The following is a 19,498-nucleotide window of genomic DNA, read 5'->3' on the forward strand; positions in this document are numbered from 1 at the left end:
TCAGTGACCGGGTTATAGTCCCACACACCCGAAAACGTCAATGCCACAATTTCATAAAAATGCAAAAATCAAACAAGTGTTTGAATTTAAACGATATAATCTGTAAATCAGCATTTTAGCGCTTAAATCACTGCTAATATCAAGCGGCATACAGCCTAGTTTGTGCGCTACCGTCATCCACTCATTAAGAAACTGTGCCTTGCCACCGTCCTGCCCCGACAAAATCACAATCTGATGGTCTGGCTGTTGGCGTGATGGACTCGAGCGCGCGCAAACCACTCGGCATGCTTCGCTCAATCCTCACGCACTATAGAGAGGGAGAAATACCCATTATACAGGAACCCTCTATCAGGTTGACCGGCAAAGGCCGGCAGTTGTTTGACTCAAAGCCCTGAAAAGGGCACATCTTGCAGCCAAGCAGCCTCATATAGAATGGCGTAAAAACAGGACGGGCCCGTTTTCGACGGGAAATTGGTTTAGACGTGGCATGATGACACCCCGCAACATGATCCGATCGCTCGGCAACGAAGCCCCCATCCTTGCGGATGGCCGGCGCGCGCCCGACCGTCGCGAGATTTCATTGCGCTGGCTGTCCGGCACGTTTCTGACCGGCATTACCTCCTCCATCCTTATGGGCGTCGCACTGTTTGCGGCCCTGGACGGTCGCCAGCAGTTGGCCATTCCGGCTGAAGCCTATGCCTCCGTGCCCGAGGCGCATGACAATGACGGCGCAACCCGCGGCAAACGCCTTATCGGCGCCAACATCGTTGCCATGCCGACCGACCGGAAGGTTATGGACGTGGCGACCGTCGTGCATGAGGGCGCCAAGGAAATCATCCGCCGCCAGCCGTTTTCGCATGTGAAGATGCAGTTGGCCGCCAACCACGTTGCCGCTGAGGAATATCCGTCCTTCAACCCGCTGACGATTTTTTCCACCGGAGAGAAGAGCGGTGACGATGATGCGCCGGTCAATCGTACCGGCCTGATCTATGGCTCTCAGGTCGACAGCGATGTCAGCCTGCAAACCGTTCCTTTCCCGTCCACCCGCGGCTCCTATACCTATGCGCCCGGCATGTCGCTTGACGAGGTCGAGGAAAACGTTCGCACCAACGGTTCACTGCTCACCGCCGGCAACAGCCAGGTCTCGGGCCTTGCCTATGTCGATCCGCGCCGCTTCGACAATGACGACGATCATCTCGACACCTCCAATCTTCTGTCGGCTCGTGTCGTCGAGGAAAACATGACCGTGTCGGAACCGGAACCGGTCACGCCAAAAACCCGGGATTATGCCGATGACGTCATCCCGGTGCGTCAGGACCAGACGATCGTCGCAGCGATGACCACCGTCGGTTATCCCAAGGCGCAGGCAACCGAGCTTGCCGGCAGTCTTTCGGAATATCTCGGATCGGACAACCTGTCGCAGGGCGAGGTTTTGCGTATCGGCCTCATTCAGGAAGGCGATATGGTGCAGATCGTGCGCGCCAGTATCTACAAGCGCGGCCAGCACCAGATGACGATCGCGCTCGACGATCGCGGCCGCTTCATCGAAGGCCAGGAGCCGATGAAGCTCGATGCCGTCGATACCGCCTTCGACGACAGTGCTCCGCCGATGATTGCCGGCCGCGAATTGCCCCGCGTATATGACGGCATTTACCGCGCCGCCCTTTCCTACGGAATGACCTCGGACATGACGGCGCTGCTCGTCAAGCTTCTGGCCAGCAATGTCGACCTGCAGGCACAGCTGAAGCCGACCGACACGATCGAGGCGTTTTTCTCGGTGGCCGACCAGAGCGGACAGGCGACAGCCAGTTCCGAGCTGCTTTATGTCAACGCCAAATTCGGCGACAGCAACACGCGGTTTTATCGTTTCCTCAACACCGACGACAATTCGGTCGATTATTACGATCAGGACGGCAAGAGCGTCCGACAGTTCCTGTTGCGCAACCCGGTTCCGAATGGGCGTTTCACCTCCGGTTTCGGCATGCGCCGTCACCCGATCCTAGGCCGGTCGATCATGCATACCGGCTCGGACTGGGCCGCCCCGCGCGGCACGCCGATCATCGCATCCGGCAACGGTGTGGTGGAAAAGGCAGGCTGGGCCGGCACATACGGCAACCAGACGATGATCCGCCACGGCAATGGCTATGTGTCCTCCTACAATCACCAGAGCGCCATCGCCAAGGGCGTGCGCGAAGGCGCAAGGGTAACGCAGGGCCAAGTGATCGGGTATGTCGGCACGACCGGCCAGTCGACCGGCGCGCATCTGCATTACGAGCTGATCGTCAATGGCGCCAAGGTGGACCCGCTGAAGGTGCGCCTGCCCGGCGGAAAATCGCTTGGCGGCAAGGCGCTCGCCCGCTTCGAACAGGAGCGCAAGCGTGTCGACACGCTGCTCGGGCCGAACGGACAGCCAGGCGATCAGGTGGCAAGCCGGTAATCCGGCCCATCAATCCCACTTTGCAAACATCAGACAGTTTCGCATAATCCGGCCGCCGGCAATTTTGCCGTCGGAGATCTGCTATGAGCGATGCCGAAACCGTGTTTTCCAGCGATGTCGCCTTTACCCCGGCGGTGAAAGCCATCCAGAGCCGAAAGGGATCGCGGCGCGCCTATGCGCACATGGAAGAAGGCGGCTCCTGGCAGACAGACATCCCGGAAAATCTGAAACTGTTCATCGAAAGCCGCATCAGCTTCTATCTGGCCACCGCCAGTGCCGATGGCCAGCCCTATATCCAGCATCGCGGCGGACCGCCCGGATTTTTGCATGTTCTGGATGAGCGGACACTCGGCTTCGCCGATTTCGCGGGCAACCGGCAATATGTGACACAAGGCAACCTGACCGAAAACCCGAGAGTGCAACTGTTCCTGATGGATTATGCCCATCGCCGCCGCATTAAAATCTGGGGTACGGCCCAAGTGGTCGAGGACGATGCGGATCTGATCGCGCGCCTGACGCCGCCGGATTATGCCGCACGGATCGAACAGGCGATCGTCATCTCCGTCTCGGCGTGGGACGTCAACTGTCCGCAACATATCCCGCAGATGTTCGAGGCTTCTGCCGTGGAAGCGGCGATATCGGCAAAAGATCGGCGGATTGCCGAACTGGAGCGGGAAGTGGCACGTTTGGTGGCACGCTAGAATCCGCTAAACGGCTTCGGAATATACCCTATCTTACTTCGGCCTCGCGCCAACGCGTTGTTATCGCTCCCTCATCCGCTAGATCACCGATCGCAATTGACCGATTTCACCGGCACCGGCCGACAATGCACAAGCGGAGCGAAATGTATCTCGCAAAATTCTTTCACAAACATCCGGGCGACGATGACCGCCTCCTTCTTCTGGCCTACGACACCGACATCCTCATGGGCATCTACCTGCGCGAGCCCGACACTCCGGCTCTCGACTGGAGCCTTCAAGACAAGATCCGGAACGCCATGCCGAAGGAGTTTCTGCGCGAGGAATTCGCCAATACAGCCGAGTCGATTGCCGCCTTTCGGCGTGAAGCCGAAAAGCTTCTGGATGCGGGTTATATCGAGACACACCACACCCAATACACGCTGCGCAAGCTGAACGGCGACTTCACGCCGAAACCGGACTGGCAGAAGGCCATTGACGAGGCGATCATGTCGGCCCTGGCGAATGAGCCCGATGCTCAGGCCGATCGTCTTCGCGCATTGAAGGACACGCCGGCGGAAACCGAACCTGTCCTGGCATGGTTGCGCGCCTATCACGCCAATGCCATCAGCTCACCGGAAACCCTGAAACTGGCGGAAGCAGCAAGTGGCCGCTGGATGAAATCCGATGCGGGATCGAGCTCGCGTTATCTCTGGTCGATCCATGAAAACCATTTCAAGGGCGAGGTATTCGAATTGCTGGCGCTGGCCTATCTGTCCGATGGCGCCGGTTTCGACCCCAAAGCGGCGCTTGATGCCATCATCACCGCCAAGGCAGCGGATTGGAGCCGCTACCGCCTGAGGGTCCACGCCACGATCATCTGCAACTATTTTCCAGAACAGGAAAGCGATGCCTACGACCTGATCTATCGCAGTGCCGGCCTGAAATCCCTGGCCGGCCTTACCGCACGCCCATCCTATCAGGCCTATGCCCGATACCGTGCCGCAGACACGGCCGCCCGGCGGGCAACATGGCGCTGGAGCGGTACGTCGGCGCCGGCGGATGAGGCATCGATCGCCGAGGCTGAGCGAAAAATGGGCTTCCGTTACCCTGAAGATTATCGGCAGTTTCTCATGAAGCGGGGTGAAAGCACCCTGTTTGTGCGCATGCCGGACGAAGATACGGTATTGAAATTTGCCGGCCCCGCACAGCAGATCGACATGCGCGCGGATTTTCTGCGCTTCGTCAACCGCATGGGAGATGAGGATGCAGCCGAGGCTTTTCGCGAAGACCATGGCGTGTCGGTCGACCACCTCATTCCGATTGCCGAGCCGGCCGGCGCCAGCAACCTGCTTCTCCTGCACACGGAACCGGGCGAACGTTACGGTCGCTGTTACGTCTGGAACCATGACGGCTTGTACGAACTCGTCTACGAGCAACCGAGCTTTGCCGTCATGAAGGACAGGCTGTTGCGCGGCATCATGACCAAGGACGAAAAAGCACTGGATCTCTTCAACATCTATCCGCCCGATGACGAGGAAAACGCGGATGACGATGATTGACGGAGTGGACGGTTTTGCACGGCCTACGATCTAAGCCATGATCAGCGACAACTCGGAATAGCTCGAAAGCTGCGCAGGCTGGTTAGGCCCCGTCCGTGGAAAAGGCGCTCGGTGCAGAGGATCGGCGGATTGCCGAACCGGAATGCGAAATAGAGAGGTTGAGAACCGGATAAATCCATCCTGTCAGTCACATGCGACGGTCAATATCGACCCGGAGCAAAGTATAAAACGCCATTTCTTCAAATGCGAGAAATCCGGTTTAAAGACCCTAATGGATTTCATGATGTCATCCACCTCAATTCGCTCAAGGGGTTGAGGATGTTTGAAACTTTATTCATGTTCGGCGGACGCCTGAACAGACTTCAGTATTTCGTCACGACCATTGTCATCAGTCTGGTTGCCGGCCTCATTGGCGGCATTCTTTTTGCCGCGATGGCGGCGACGGGGGCCGGCATCGGCGGTTTTGCCCTGGTGATCCTGCTCCTCCTGCCTTTTCTCTGGATGTCGCTCAGCATGCAGGCGGCAAGAATTCGCGACATCGGCCTCAGCCCGCTCTTCGTTATCGGCGGACTGATAGCCTTTTATGGTGTGCTCCATCTGACGATCATGGCTTCAGCCAACGTGGCAATGGCACTGTTCCTGTCAGGCCTGTCCATCGTCTCGCAGATCCTGAACGGACTTCTCCTCCTGTTCATGCCGGGCGACACGTTTCCACGCAATGGTCCGCCACCGTCTTTCGACAACATGCCGGGCGGTGATCGAGTTGCCAGAACCCCGTGGGATGACATTGCCATTCCGTCGCCACCGGCCGTTGCGCAATATGCGTCACCGGAACTCGCCCCTGTTCGCGCGGCCCGGCAGCCGCAGATGCATGCCAAACCGGCCTTCGGGCGTCGCGGATTGTAGGCGCGGGGCAATATTCCTAAAACCCGATACTATGGCTCCAGCCGCGCGGCTTCTGCATCAAGCCAGCCGATGAACGATTGGGCCGCAGAACTCAAACCGATGCCCGATCTATGGACGAGGCTGTAATTGACATCGGCCGCCAGCGTTTCCGTTACCGCCCTCACCAACCGCCCCGAGGCGATTTCATCGGCAACGAGAATGGTGCGGACAAGCGCAAACCCCTCCCCTTTCCGGCAGGCGGCCAGCATCTCCTCGAAATTTTCAAGCACCACCGTCTTTGCAAGATGGTCCTGCAGCCAACGTTCGCCATTCACGCCAAACAGCTCCGAAAGCCAGCGCCGCCAGTCGAGGCTGGTGTGATAGGCATCGGCATGTGTCAGAAACGGCGCGACAGCGAAGGCCTGTTTCGGCGGCAGGCTTTTGGCCAGCCCCGGTGAACAGACGACGAATTCGGAATCGGCGCAGAGCGGGGTTCCCACCTCCCCTGCCATCGGGCGGCCGAGCCGGAGGTGAAGATCGGCATCGTCCTCGACAAGCGCATCACGCCGATAATCCTGGCTGATCCGCAACCGGACATGCGGATGCGATATCAAAAAAACGTTCAGCCGCGGTTCCAGCCAATGACGATAAAGCTCGGGCGCCACCACGACATGCAGATCCGGACGACCGGGTGACGGACGTGCTTCCTCGACCCTGTCGGACAGAGCCCGCAGCCCAACCCGCAATTCGGCGGCCAACACTTTCGCTTTTGCCGTCGGTTTCAGCATCTTGCCGGATCGCTCGAACAACCGGTCGCCAATAAAACGCTCCAGCTGCGCAATGTGATGACTGACCGCGCTCTGGGTGAGATTGAGCCTCAAGGCCGTTTTGGTGACATTGCCGCTTTCCACCACGCCGATGAAGGATATCAACACCGGCCACGGCGGCAGACCACGCCGCATCCATCGATTTTCATCATGATCGGGATGACCAGACTTCGTTTCCATCCGCTTTCCTCCCTCGACAAAATAGGGCAGAGGCATTGTTGAGACGGAGCAGAATTATGAGGCTTCTTGATGCATTCTGGCAATGGTGCCTCGGTCGGCTTCATCGACGCACATGGCGCAGACCCGAAATTCCGCCTTGTCTCCTGGATGACGTGAATATCGATCATCCACCGGATCGTCGGGACTGGACGCAATTCGATCGCCGATAGGAAAACAAAAACCGCGCCAGTCACCCGGCGCGGTTTTCTCTATTCACTCGAACTTCGCAGCAACCTTACGCCGCTTCACTCATGCTGCCCCTGACGCGAAACAGCAGCCGATCCGACCCCGACGTCACCTTGACGGTCGCCCCATCCGGGATCTTGCCGCCGAGAATATCTTCGGCCAGCGGGTCCTGAACGAACTTCTGGATCACCCGCTTCAACGGACGTGCACCGTAAACCGGGTCGTAACCCTTGTCGGCCAGCCAGATGCGGGCATCGTCATCCAGTTCCAGTTCGATCTTGCGATCGGCCAGAAGCTGCAACAGACGCTGCAGCTGGATATCGACGATCGCGCCCATGTCATCGCGTTTCAGGCGATGGAACAGGATGATATCATCGACGCGGTTCAGGAACTCCGGCCGGAAATGGCTGCGCACCTGCCCCATCACCAGTTCGCGCACGCTGTCGCTGTCGTCGCCATCCTTCATCTGCGTCAGGAACTCGGAACCGAGGTTCGAGGTCATGATGATGATGGTGTTCTTGAAGTCCACCGTGCGGCCCTGCCCGTCCGTCAGCCGACCGTCGTCGAGCACCTGCAGAAGAACGTTGAACACATCCGGATGCGCCTTCTCGATCTCGTCGAACAGCACGACCTGATAGGGCTTGCGCCGGATCGCTTCGGTTAAGGCGCCGCCTTCGTCATAACCGACATAACCCGGAGGGGCGCCGATCAGCCGCGAGACGGAGTGCTTTTCCATATATTCCGACATGTCGAGGCGCACCATCGCGGTCTCGTCGTCGAACAGGAAACGCGCCAGCGACTTGGTCAACTCGGTCTTGCCGACGCCGGTCGGGCCGAGGAAGATGAACGAGCCGATCGGCCGGTTCGGATCCTGCAATCCCGCACGCGAACGGCGAACGGCTCGCGACACGGCCTGAACCGCGTCACCCTGACCGACGACCGACAATGCCAGTTCGTCCTCCATCCGCAGCAGCTTTTCGCGCTGGCCTTCCAGCATCTTGTCGACCGGAATGCCGGTCCAGCGCGACACGACATGGGCGATCGCGTCCGGATCAACGACTTCCTGCACCATGGCATTGGCAGAGGTATCCTGCGCTTCGGCTTCGACAAGGCGCTTTTCCAGTTCGGGAATGACGCCATAGGTCAGTTCACCGGCGCGCTGGAACTCACCCTTGCGCTGGGCAATCGCCAACTCGTTGCGAGCGTCGTCCAGTTCCTTCTTCAGGTCGGCGGCAAGGCCGAGCTTCTGCTTTTCCGCCTGCCAGCGAGCTGTCAGTGCATCCGCCTGCTCTTCCAGAGACGTCACTTCGGTCTCAAGCCGGGTCAGCCTATCAGCGGAAGCGCTGTCGGTTTCCTTCTTGAGGGCCTCGCGCTCGATCTTCAGCTGCATGATGCGGCGGTCGAGTTCGTCCAGCTCTTCGGGCTTCGAATCCACCTGCATACGCAGACGCGAAGCGGCTTCGTCCATCAGGTCGATCGCCTTGTCCGGCAAAAACCGGTCCGTGATGTATCTGTTCGAAAGCGTCGCGGCAGCAACCAGCGCCGAGTCCGAGATGCGCACCTTGTGATGCTGCTCGTACTTTTCCTTCAGGCCGCGCAGGATCGAGATCGTGTCCTCGACCGTCGGCTCATCGACGACGACCGGCTGGAAACGACGGGCAAGTGCTGGATCCTTTTCCACATGCTTGCGGTATTCGTCGAGCGTGGTCGCACCAACGCAATGCAGCTCGCCACGCGCAAGAGCGGGTTTGAGCAGGTTGGACGCATCCATCGCGCCATCGGATTTGCCAGCACCCACCAGAGTGTGCATCTCGTCGATGAACAGGATGATATTGCCGTTTTCCGACTGCACTTCGTTCAAGACAGCTTTCAGCCGCTCCTCGAACTCGCCGCGATATTTGGCGCCGGCAATCAGGGCACCCATGTCGAGCGCCATCAACTGCTTGTCTTTGAGACTTTCCGGCACGTCGCCATTGACGATACGCAGCGCCAAACCTTCGGCGATCGCCGTCTTGCCGACGCCGGGTTCACCGATCAGGACCGGATTGTTCTTGGTCCGGCGCGAAAGCACCTGGATCGTGCGACGGATTTCATCGTCGCGGCCGATCACCGGGTCGAGTTTGCCGTCGCGCGCGTCAGCCGTCAGGTCGCGGGCATATTTCTTCAGTGCGTCAAAACCCTGTTCGGCATTGGCGCTGTCGGCGGTGCGGCCTTTTCGCAAGTCGTTGATCACCTGATTGAGGCCCTGCGCCGTCAGGCCGGCCTTTTTCAGGCTGGCAGCGGTAGAGGCGGAATTTTCGATGAGAAGCGCCAGCAGCAGGCGTTCGACTGTGACGAAGCTGTCACCGGCCTTCTTGGCGGCATCTTCGGCAGTCGAAAACACCCGCGCGAGCGGTTGTGACAGATAGATCTGCCCGTCGCCGCCGGACACTTTCGGCAGCTTGGCCAGCGCCGCATCATTGGCGATCTTTGCTTCCTTGGCGTTGCCGCCGGCGCGTTCGATCAGCGCCGAAGCCATGCCCTGGTCGTCATCAAGCAGCACTTTCAGCACATGTTCGGGAGCGAACTGCTGGTGGCCATCGGACAGCGCCTGGGTCTGGGCGGACTGCAGGAAACCGCGCACCCGTTCGGAATACTTTTCGATGTTCATGTCTTACCTCCTGAAATCGCCTCGCCCGAAAGGCACGAAACGACGATTGGAACCGGGCTCCCGATTGCGGCAAGCCCAAAGCCGGCTCAGCGGCCTCGACAAAAATATGGGAGCGGCTTTTGCGGATTTAAAGGAGTATTTTCCAGCATTTCGCATGTCCTTGTTAATGCTGTCACGCGGCCTAGCCTTCACCACCCATCCTTAATCAAATCGCAACTGAAAATTGCATAAATGCAGGGATTGGGCATTGTGGGGGCGCGGTCCGGTCATGCATACATTCATCGGCCATCAAGGCCAGTACGCGGCGCAGGCAACGCGGCCCGCTGCAGAACCACTGCTATTTGCCGGCAGCATCGGCCTGTTCGAACCGGCGAAAGGCACACCGCGCGATATCGCCGTCCTGATTGCCACCTCCTTCGGTGTCGAGGACCTGTGCAGCCGCCGCTTCATCCGCCTCATCGCCGAAAGTCTCGGTGACCGGGGTATCGCGAGCCTGCGTTTCGATTATCCCGGCACCGGCGATGCACTGACCGACAACACTTCCGCAGCCGATTTCGAAAGCTGGACCGGCAGTCTTCATCTCGCTGCAAGCCAGCTGAGGCAACAATCCGGATGCGAAAGGATCGTCATCGTCGCGCAGGGCATCGGCGCGCCAGTCGCCATCGCATCAAACATCCCCAGCCTCGCTGCCATGGTTCTGCTCGCTCCGGTGACCTCTGGCCGCACCCACGTCCGAGAGCTCTCCGCATTTCTGTCGATCAGCGTCGAAAAGCTCTCGCTTCGACCCGACAGCGAAGCAGACGCCATCGCGCAGGTCACGCTCCCACCCGGTGTCGCCACCGGCCTCATAAGCATAAACCTCCTGAAGCTCGAAGCACCACCTGCCGAAAAAATCCTCGTCCTTGCTCGGCAGGAGCGCGCAGCCGATACGCAACTGGCGGAACACCTGCAAATGCTTGGCGCCGAGGTGACCACGAAACCCTTCGAAGGTTATGACCGGCTAACCGCCAACCCGCTTCTTGCAGAAGTGCCGCAAGCGATTGTTCGGCAGGTTACCGACTGGATCGCTGCCCTCACCACCATTTTGCCGGACATCCGACGCGACACGCCGCAGGTCCCTTCTGCCTGCATCAGCCACACCGGCGACGGTTACCGCGAAACCCCGCTGCGTTTTGGGCGCAATAACCGCCTGCTCGGCATCACCTGCGATCCGGCACAGGGTCCAGATGCCACAAAGGCGCAGGTCCTTCTGCTCGCGGCCGGATATGAAAGACAAGCCGGATGGGGCAGTTATTCCGCTCGCCTCGCCCGTGACCTTGCCCGCCGGGGTGTTTCCACCCTGCGCTTCGATTGCTCCAATGTCGCAGACAGCCCCGCCGTAGAAGGTCACGAAGGCCATGTCATCTACACCGACATTCAGGTGACGGACGTGTGGGAAGCCGTGGATTTTCTGGAAAATCGTGGCGCCACCTCCATCGTCGCCGCCGGTCGCTGCACCGGCGCTTATCTTGCCTTCCAGTCCTGCCTGCGCGATCCGCGTCTGAAAGGCATGGTCGGCATCAATCCGGAGATGTTCCTCTGGCCGGAAAACCGCCCGATCGTCTCGGCCCTGACCGAGCAGACACAGACCTTGAAACATTACGGCAGCCGGTTTCTGGACCTCAAAACGCTGAAAAAGGCGCTGCGTGGCGAGATCAATCTCGCGCGCAAGGGCAGAGCCATTGGATTGCGCCTGAAACAGCACGCCATGCGCCCGCTTTCCAAGGCGGTCGGCGGGATTAGCAATCGCGAACGCGCAGTCTATGCCGCTTTTGCCGATCTGCAGCGCCGGAATGTGCCAGTCACCATCCTCTACAGCCCTGACGACATCGGGTTGGAAGAACACGCGCATTTTTTCGGGCGCGGCAAGAACCGCTATCCGACGATCACGCCTAGAACCGTGACGGGCACGTCTCACACGTTCCAGCACTCCCATGCCCGCGCCGCCTATATCGACGCGATCGTCGGCTTGGTGGAAACATGTCCGGCAGAACCACCCGCATAGAGCGGTGAACGACCCTAGCTCTGTTCGTACACCGCCCGGATCCGGTCGAGCCGGCACTCCGCCGGATCCTCGTCACGGATCAGGAAATTGATCGAGCTTGGTATTTTCCGGCAGGCCCAACAGATCGTATTCCATCACGAAATCATCCATCGGCACGTCTCCCCTCAGCCGACGATCCGCCAGTCCTCGACGCGCATGTCCAGACCATGTTCAGGATCGAAGCCGGTATCCACCCGCAGCGTGAACGCGTTATCACCATGGACACGCATCGATGCCTTTTTGCCGAACAGCGGCCAGATCTCGGAAGGTTTTGTGATATCCGGAAAATTCTTTGCCCATTCCGTCTTTTCCTCGGCATCCATGGCCTCGAAATCCGGATAATAACGGTCCTTGTAGAGCCGGAAGACGTGATCCTCGAACACGGAGCGAAACTCTGACTTACCGACGATCTCCCGGATGAAGTCGATCACCTGCGGTGTAAGCGCCGCCTCCTCGCCATCAACCGCCAACTCCACCTTGAACTCGGCCCACGTCGGTGTGACCTTCTTTTTCAGGTGCCATTTATAGGTGGAATCGAAACAGAACGTGCCGACATCCTTGATCTTCACATTGGCGATCACCCCATTGAGCCGCCGCACGATGGTCCAGGCCCCAGCCTTGCGGTCTTCGAATAGAAGATAGGTCTCGGAAAATTTCAGCCCCTCGCCGATCGTGCTCGTCACCGTCAGGCTGGTAAAACCCGGTGTCAGCCGGTCGCTGCCGAAATTGGCGTAATAGGCTTCCGGCTTGCCGAATTTGATATTCTGGCGATGAACACCGGTCGATCCATGAAAAGGATTGGTCGGCAAAGAGGTCGTCAGCGTCTCTACACTTTTGGCAATTTCTTCCGCCGTCTCGAACCGCCGCCCACCGACATAATGATCAAGCTCTATATTGCGCAAACCGTCAAAATAGGTCGCGTCGCGATGCGCGAAGAAATGCTGCAGCAGGCTTTCACCATCGGCGTCATTGGTGGGAGAGATTGCAGGGGCAGCGAGATAGGCACTGAACAGCCGCGTGAACAAGGCCTCGTTATGTTTCTCCGCCTTGTCGCGCAGCGACCTCTCCGAACCGATCTGTCCGAGAAATTCCGAAAGATCACCGGCAATGCGAATGGGCTCGGACGGCGTCTGGTCGTCAACATAGCCAATTGGCCGCACGCCCCAGATAGAGCCGTATGAGGCACCATCGTTCAAGTCGATCAGCAGCCGCAATGATACGCTGGGGTAGGTTTCCCCTTCGATATCGCATAGCGGATAATAATGCGCCATGTCACCGGACAGCAGGCCTCCCTCCTTGCGCTCCAGAAAGTGCTCGTAGCGGCTTTTGGCAAACACCTGGTCGCCAATACCCTTGAACCGAAGGTTCAGCAGCGCCTCGCCACGTCGAACCAGCAGGGAACTGTGATCGTATTCAAGACCAAGCCGGCCGATATTCAGGAGATACCAGCGCAGATCATCGGGAAGCGGCCGACCGAGCATGGCCTCTATCTCATCGACCGTCTCCTGGTCATAACGATAGGGATAATAAGGGTCTTTCTCGTAGCGCACGCCCGCCACGGCATCTTCGATCCTGCTCATGCCCGCCTTCCGCAATCTTCGCGTCACCCGCCTATCTGGAACCCGGAGAGGCAAAGTAAAGCGACCACCGCCGTCACGCCGCCGTGATCCGACGATCACAAATCGCTGAATGCCATTTTGTCGCAGCAATCGCGTACCCAAATGACAAATGTGAAGCTTTCTCGGGGGTGCGCTTCACGTCATTTGAAAGAAGGTAACCACCATGTCGGAAGACAAATCCACCCAGCTCATCGACATCTTCAAGACCATGATCGCCGATCACGGCCTGCCGCAAGGCGTCGAGCATATCAGCGATCCGGAATTTCAGGCTTTCGCGCAGGCCCATGTCGATGAATTCGACGAAGCGCGCGACGAATGCGAAAGCCATCGGACGCTGTTCTGAACAAACTCGCCCGGACGGGATGTCGTCCGCCCGGGCATTGAAGTCGCTTGAAAGGCTGCCATCGCCGCCTTCCCTTTTCTAAAAATCCTATTCCGCAGCCGCTTCCAGCTTGCGCGCAGCATAAGCAGCCGCCAGCTTGTCGACCTCTGTCCTCGACCCAAAGATCACCGGCACGCGCTGATGCAGACCTGTCGGCTGGATGTCGAGGATTTTTGTTTCGCCGATGATCGCCTCGCCGCCGGCAGCTTCAACCAGCATGCCGATCGGGTTGGCTTCGTAGAGCAGGCGCAGGCGGCCGCCCGAAGTCGGCTTGTTGCGGTCGGCCGGATAGAGAAACACACCGCCGCGATTGAAGATACGATGCGTATCGGCCACCATCGACCCCACCCAGCGCATGTTGTGGCCAGCGTCGATCGCCTCCTCGATATAGGCGGCCACAACATCATCCCAAGAGGCGCGCCGTGCGGCGTTGATGGCGAATTCCTTCGCCTCCGGTACGATCTTCGCATCCTCCGTGGTCATCACGTAAATGCCCTGAGCGTTGAGTGTGAAAATCTGTACGCCTTTGCCGGTGGTCAGCACCAATGTCGTCTGCGGGCCATAGGCCGCATAACCGGCGACCAGCTGATGACGGCCGCTTTTGAGAATATCTGCCGCCTCTTTCGCTTCGATCACCGAAAAGATCGTGCCGACCGTGACATTCACATCGAGATTGGAAGAACCATCGAGTGGATCGAAGATAATGGCGTATTTGCCATCGGCATGGATCGCCACTTCCGCATCCAGTTCCTCCGATACCGCAAAGGAAACCGAAGGCAGGGTGCGACACGCATCCAGCAGAATATCGTTGGAAAGAATGTCGAGCGGCTTTTGCGTTTCACCCTGAACATTGGTCTCTTCGGTCGCACCGGTCAGGCCTTCCAGCGAAGACGTCTTCAGCGTGTCCGAAATCTTTCTTGTGGCTTCGGCAACTTCGCGGATCACCGCGATCAGGTCATCGCTCAAGCCCGCCTGTTTCTGGCCCTGAAGAAAGGTTTCGAACGTCGTCATCGGCAGCGCCTCCTGATTGGGTTGGATTGTGCGCAAGCGTAATGATTTTGCGCACTGCGGTAAATATCGATCATCATTCGGTAAATGACATAGCGCACTGCAATATGACGGAAATGGGAGAGAGCCGGATTTTGAGGAAGGAGCCAAAGAACCGCATTTGCAGACCGGTGCATCGGACAGCATGACGTCGCCCGGCTATCTGCGTTTGGGATGGACGAATACGGGCTTTAGATCCAGCCTCGCATAAAGACTGCAAGAACAGCAGATCACGGATGGCCGACGGTCGATCCTGCAAAAAGCTGCTGACGACACGCATCACGCCGGACGGGCCAAGCCTCCCGTGGTGCGCAGGCGCCCCTCCAGCAGTTGCATCAGCTGTTCGTCGCGAATACGCCGCTGGCGCTACGTGCTATGTCTGCAGACGGCCCTTGGCAGACATTGCGGGATGGGGCTGAACGTGTGAGGTCGGGTAGGAAAGGGCAGTCTCTCTCGAGGCCAGGAGCACCGGAAGCGGACTTCTGATTGGCCGATTGTCACAGGCTGCTAATGCGTCCTTTGGTCAGATGCGGCAACCCGTAACATATCAGTTCGCCCATTCGATGCGCATATTCTTCAAGTCCAGTTGCGCAGTGCCGCCACCGAACGCGAACGCGCCAAACGTGTCTTGGAATTCGAGATAGAACGGCGACATGTCTGGATAGGCTTGCATAGGAAGCATCGTCCCGCCCAAATGCGCATCGAACTCGGCGAACCGTTCCAGATCGGCGGCTCCCTCAGCGTCGGAATAGATCGGGATATATCCGCTCTGGGCATTCTCGTCTGAATCATCACTTGGCTTCCGTCCGACATTCGGGTCACCTTCGCGGATGCTGACGCGGATCGGGAAGCCGTGGTTCATCGCATCGATGGCCGACAGCGTCGCCCATCCGGAGGGAGACTGCTCGGAGGCCATCAACTGCTGGAGCGCAAACGCGCCCGGTGCATTCCCGCCCTGGCGCGGTCTATGAAGGGCGCTCGATGGCAGGTTGTCTCGACCAAAGTAGTCCAACGGAGACTTTCGCAACCAGCCTGGCGTACTGCTTTTTCCGTCGATCACCGGGGGCATTCCTAGCGGTCCCTCGAACTCTTCCTTAGTCAGCCAGAAAAGGGTCAAGTGAAAGCCCCAGCGCTCCATATCAAAGCGCTTCAGATTGTTTGCGTCCATAGGAGAGAACGACGAGGCCGATGTCGGCGCGGGCTTCAGCTCGCTCTCCTCAAACATCTCATCCACGAACAAACTAATAGCCACGAATTCCTCGCCTTGCGTCCGGTAGAGCTCCGGCAGCCTCAGCGTAAATGCGTGCCGCAGAGGAGTCCCGTAAATCGGGCTGATCGGCCAGTGCGCAGTGCTGATGCTGGGCGGACGTCCGAAGCACCAGCCGTCCAGAGGACGAGCCTCCAATTTTACCGGTGCGGAGAGTTCAAGATCAAACGCAAGTTTCACCGCCGCCAACTCCTGCATCTCCTGTCGCACTCCTATTTTACGTGCCCCGCTGGCGAGATGAATTTAGGTCGCTCGGCCACAATGGCTAGCTCGGCGGGAAAGACCGCTATTAAAATTTTTCGACCCGAACCGCAGCGTTCGTGGAGTGCAGGAGCCATCCTTCATGGGCGCTTCGAGGAATGTCTCTACTAGCGCGTACCGGAAGGCCGCCTACCGGCCCGAAGCGGACATTCAGAGGTGCAAGCGGATCATATCTGATCATCGTTATATGAACGACGGAGACGATCCGTCAGCCAGTCGATGAAGACACGAACCCGGAGCGTCAGTTTCTTCGATGAAGGATAAAGTATGGAGATCGGAGCGGTGTAGTCCGTCCAATCATCGAGGACACTGACAAGCGCTCCAGTTTTCAGATGGCTAATCACGGTCGAGCGAAACTGCTGCCCGATACCCAGGCCTGAAAGGATCATGGAGCGCTGACCCGTGCTATCGTTTGAAAGCAGGTTGGCGTCACTGATTTCGACGATCTTGTTACCGTTCTTGAACAGAAGGGGTCGGGCTTCTCCTGTCAGAGCAGAAAAATACCCGATGATCTCATGGCCTTGGCGAAGCTCTTCTGGCGTCACAGGCAGGCCCCGCGACGCCAAATAGGCGGGACTGGCACAGGTGACCAGACGATCCTCATAGATCGTCTTCGCGATCAATGACGTATCCGGCAGATGGCCAACTCTCAGCACACAGTCCACGGCTTCTTCTATGAGCGCAACCGGTCTGTCGCTGATCCCTATGACCAACTGGATGTCCGGATAAAGTGCACGAAATTCCGTCAGCGCGGGGATGACCAGAGTGTTGGCAAGCGACGAAGGCACGTCGATACGGACACGCCCCCTCGGGGTCGCACTGCTTTCACGCACCGACAGATCGGCATCCTGCAGGCTGAGCATGACCTGGCCGACATGTTCATAATAGGTCGCTCCCTCGACGGTCAGGGCCACACTGCGCGTGGAGCGCTGCAGCAGTTTCGCTCCCAGATAGCTCTCGAGGTCGGCCAAGAGCTTACTGACCGTTGATTTCGGCATTTCGAGGCTCATCGCCGCCTTGGATAATGACCCTGTCTCTACGATCCTCATGAAGGCGCGGATGGCGCTGAACTGATCCATGGCTCTCTTCACTCTTCTATTGTCCATCGGCGTGGAAAGTCATTCCACCGTGAGGCCCTAAATCTCTTGTCCATCGCAACGTAAATCCTGTCCACGACAAATGACAGGAGTTGCGAATGTCAGACAAAGCCGCCCGCCGGGCGCAGATGCTGGAAGAACGTTATGGCCTCGGGTATGAGCCGAAGGGCATCATCTGGAATGAACAGGTCGAGCACATGATGAACCATCGCTCGATTCGAACATATCGTGCCGATCCTCTGCCAGAGGGTGCGTTGGAAACGATGGTGGCCGCAGCACAATCGGCCTCGACCTCATCCAACCTCCATATGTGGAGCGTGATTGCGGTGACGGACCCAGGGATAAAATCGGAGCTGTACCGGACATCCGGTCACGGCAATCCATTCATCGAAGTCGCCCCGGTATTCCTGCTATGGGTCGCGGACCAGTCGAGAAACAACGCGATTTCGAAGGCGAATGGCGGAAGCGCCATTGTGCACGATCATCTCGACGCATTCGTGATGGCAACCATAGACACCGCACTTGCAGCCCAGAACGCAGCCCTCGCGGCGGAATCACTCGGATTGGGCACTGTTTATATCGGTGGGATGCGCAACAAGTCGAAGGAAGTCGCCGATCTGCTCGGTCTGCCTGATTACGCTTACGTCGCGTTTGGCATGGTGGTTGGTTATCCCGCAACTGAAGCCCAGGGGCGGCTTCGGCCACGTCCATCTCAGGAGGTCGTCTTGCATCGAAACCGTTATGAAGCGGATCGGGCAGTCAAAATTGCGGCTTACGAGGAACCTTTCAAGCATTTCCGTGAGGAGCTTGGCATGAAGGAGAAGACTTTTGTTGAGGCCGTAGGCTTTTCTGCGAATGATCTGATTTACATGGACGGACGTGAAAACCTCCGGCTCACCGTCGAAGGCCAAGGGTTCAAGCTCCTATAGATCATCCTCCACTCAAAGACCTCGCTGGAAGCTCATCTCGAGCGAGGTCTTATGAGGGCAATTTGGCGCAAAGCTGCCCATCCGGCGGCATAAATCTCGGTTCCAACGCACGCTTCATTCGACTACAGTCGGGAAAGGCGTGGCGGAGTGGTTTATCGCGGGCGGCCGTCCTACGGGACCCGCTCCGGGCCTCCGGGCTCGCGCAGGTTCAAATCCTGCCGCCTTTCAACTCGCCCCAAAGTCATTACCGCTTTGCGCCACTGTGAACGCTCCCAACACAAAGCCCTCCCCCAAAAACGAAAAAAGCCGCCCCAACCGGGACGGCCCTCTTCATCTCGATCAGGCAAAGCCTTATTCGCCGGCAACGTCTGCCATCTCCGGCTTGGCGTCGCCTTCAGCACCCTCGGCGCCTTCTGCCGACTTGCGCGGCTGGCGGCGTGGGCGGGCGGCCGCGGCGCGGCGACGCGGAGCAGCCGTTGCTTCGGCCTCTTCGGCTGCCACTTCGGCCGGAACACCTTCGATCACCGGCTGCGGACCGGTGCCGTCGTTTACTTCAGCTGCGGCAGGGGCCTGCTCGCGTGGCTGACGCGGCTCGCGGCGCGGACGGCGCTCGCGGGTCTCGACGCGCGGCTGGTCATCAGCCTCGACAGCGGCTTCCGGTGCAACAGCTTCGGCAGCAGCGTCAGCCTTGGCTTCCGCCGCAACATCGTTGTTGCGCTCCTGGCGATTGCCACGGTCCTGACGCTCGCCGCGGTTTTCACGGTTGCCGCGGTCGTCGCGGTTACCGCGTTCCTGGCGGTCACCACGGTTGTCGCGATTGCGGTCACGGTTCTGGTTCTGCTCACGATTTTCACGCGGCTGCTGATCCATGATCGGCTGTGCGCCAGTGGTTTCGTCGTAATCGTTGCCGTCGATATCATCGCCGTCACGATCGTCCTGGCCGTTATAGTCCTGGCGATCCTGATTCTGGAAACGTTCCTGCATCTGCGCCTGTGCGGCAGCAATGATGCGGTTGTAATGTTCGGCGTGCTGAAGGTAGTTTTCTGCAATGACGCGGTCGCCGGAGCTCATGGCGTCACGGCCGAGTGTCGAGTATTTTTCGGCAATATGCTGCGCGGTACCACGGATTTTCACATCCGGACCTGAGCTGTCATAAGTCCGCGTCAGCGGGTTCTGGCCCTTGCGGTTAAAATTGTTACCGCCGCCGCCACCGCCGCCGCTATTGTTGTTATTACCACGCCCTCGACCACGCTTATTCTGCTGTTGTCCTGGCCTCATCGATCTTTCACCTGAATTCTCTAGTTTTGCTGATAAAAGGGCCACGCTGGCCGTGCCGGCCACGCGCCGGACCAAGGCTTCACTGGCTGCAT

Annotated in this window: 14 protein-coding genes and 1 tRNA gene; 8 read left to right on the forward strand and 7 right to left on the reverse strand. The window is 58.6% G+C overall.

Annotation, left to right across the window (positions count from 1 at the left end):
- The first annotated feature begins 487 nt into the window (after positions 1-487).
- The 4 genes from GAO09_RS17105 to GAO09_RS17120 all read left to right on the forward strand — a co-directional run bounded on the left by GAO09_RS17105 (position 488) and on the right by GAO09_RS17120 (position 5,582).
- Positions 488-2,437 carry a M23 family metallopeptidase gene (locus GAO09_RS17105; protein ID WP_153355239.1) on the forward strand — a complete coding sequence of 650 codons (1,950 nt, stop codon included), beginning with the start codon at positions 488-490 and terminating at the stop codon, positions 2,435-2,437.
- Between the two features lie 83 nt (positions 2,438-2,520).
- Positions 2,521-3,138, forward strand: coding sequence for a pyridoxamine 5'-phosphate oxidase family protein (locus tag GAO09_RS17110; RefSeq protein WP_153355240.1), 618 nt, complete (start codon positions 2,521-2,523; stop codon positions 3,136-3,138).
- A 143-nt stretch (positions 3,139-3,281) separates the two neighbouring features.
- Positions 3,282-4,676, forward strand: coding sequence for an SMI1/KNR4 family protein (locus GAO09_RS17115; RefSeq protein WP_209018747.1), 1,395 nt, complete (start codon positions 3,282-3,284; stop codon positions 4,674-4,676).
- Positions 4,677-4,994: 318 nt separating this feature from the next.
- Complete coding sequence (locus tag GAO09_RS17120; protein WP_209018748.1) at positions 4,995-5,582, forward strand: DUF805 domain-containing protein; 588 nt, start codon at positions 4,995-4,997, stop codon at positions 5,580-5,582.
- Between the two features lie 29 nt (positions 5,583-5,611).
- Here the strand turns inward: GAO09_RS17120 and GAO09_RS17125 are convergent, their stop codons facing one another.
- A complete protein-coding gene (locus GAO09_RS17125) occupies positions 5,612-6,568 on the reverse strand; it encodes a LysR family transcriptional regulator (RefSeq protein ID WP_209018749.1) in 957 nt (318 codons plus the stop codon).
- A 274-nt stretch (positions 6,569-6,842) separates the two neighbouring features.
- Positions 6,843-9,443 carry an ATP-dependent chaperone ClpB gene (clpB, locus tag GAO09_RS17130; RefSeq protein ID WP_153355244.1) on the reverse strand — a complete coding sequence of 867 codons (2,601 nt, stop codon included), beginning with the start codon at positions 9,441-9,443 and terminating at the stop codon, positions 6,843-6,845.
- 268 nt (positions 9,444-9,711) lie between these two features.
- On the opposite strand from clpB, the gene GAO09_RS17135 reads away from it, so the two are divergent.
- Positions 9,712-11,487: a serine aminopeptidase domain-containing protein gene (locus GAO09_RS17135; RefSeq protein ID WP_153355245.1), complete on the forward strand. Its 1,776-nt coding sequence runs from the start codon at positions 9,712-9,714 to the stop codon at positions 11,485-11,487.
- A 164-nt stretch (positions 11,488-11,651) separates the two neighbouring features.
- Here GAO09_RS17135 and GAO09_RS17140 read toward each other — a convergent pair whose 3' ends face one another.
- Complete coding sequence (locus GAO09_RS17140; RefSeq protein ID WP_153355246.1) at positions 11,652-13,106, reverse strand: SMI1/KNR4 family protein; 1,455 nt, start codon at positions 13,104-13,106, stop codon at positions 11,652-11,654.
- A gap of 202 nt (positions 13,107-13,308) precedes the next feature.
- Between GAO09_RS17140 and GAO09_RS17145 the strand changes: the two genes are divergently transcribed.
- The gene (locus tag GAO09_RS17145; RefSeq protein ID WP_153355247.1) at positions 13,309-13,488 is read left to right on the forward strand and encodes a hypothetical protein; all 180 of its coding nucleotides are present in this window, start codon (positions 13,309-13,311) and stop codon (positions 13,486-13,488) included.
- A gap of 87 nt (positions 13,489-13,575) precedes the next feature.
- Here GAO09_RS17145 and GAO09_RS17150 read toward each other — a convergent pair whose 3' ends face one another.
- The 3 genes from GAO09_RS17150 to GAO09_RS17160 all read right to left on the reverse strand — a co-directional run bounded on the left by GAO09_RS17150 (position 13,576) and on the right by GAO09_RS17160 (position 17,181).
- Positions 13,576-14,538 (reverse strand): class 1 fructose-bisphosphatase, encoded by a 963-nt coding sequence (locus GAO09_RS17150; protein ID WP_153355248.1) that lies wholly within the window; start codon positions 14,536-14,538, stop codon positions 13,576-13,578.
- Positions 14,539-15,121: 583 nt separating this feature from the next.
- The gene (locus GAO09_RS17155; protein ID WP_153355249.1) at positions 15,122-16,039 is read right to left on the reverse strand and encodes a hypothetical protein; all 918 of its coding nucleotides are present in this window, start codon (positions 16,037-16,039) and stop codon (positions 15,122-15,124) included.
- Positions 16,040-16,269: 230 nt separating this feature from the next.
- Positions 16,270-17,181, reverse strand: coding sequence for a LysR family transcriptional regulator (locus GAO09_RS17160; protein WP_153355250.1), 912 nt, complete (start codon positions 17,179-17,181; stop codon positions 16,270-16,272).
- A gap of 116 nt (positions 17,182-17,297) precedes the next feature.
- Between GAO09_RS17160 and GAO09_RS17165 the strand changes: the two genes are divergently transcribed.
- Both GAO09_RS17165 and GAO09_RS17170 read left to right on the forward strand, forming a co-directional pair.
- Complete coding sequence (locus tag GAO09_RS17165) at positions 17,298-18,128, forward strand: nitroreductase family protein (protein WP_153355251.1); 831 nt, start codon at positions 17,298-17,300, stop codon at positions 18,126-18,128.
- Positions 18,129-18,261: 133 nt separating this feature from the next.
- A tRNA-OTHER gene (locus GAO09_RS17170) sits at positions 18,262-18,355 on the forward strand.
- Between the two features lie 124 nt (positions 18,356-18,479).
- Here GAO09_RS17170 and GAO09_RS17175 read toward each other — a convergent pair.
- Positions 18,480-19,406 (reverse strand): DUF4167 domain-containing protein, encoded by a 927-nt coding sequence (locus GAO09_RS17175; RefSeq protein WP_153355252.1) that lies wholly within the window; start codon positions 19,404-19,406, stop codon positions 18,480-18,482.
- Positions 19,407-19,498 lie beyond the last annotated feature (92 nt).

This window comes from Endobacterium cereale (assembly GCF_009617585.1).
Lineage (GTDB): Bacteria > Pseudomonadota > Alphaproteobacteria > Rhizobiales > Rhizobiaceae > Neorhizobium > Neorhizobium cereale.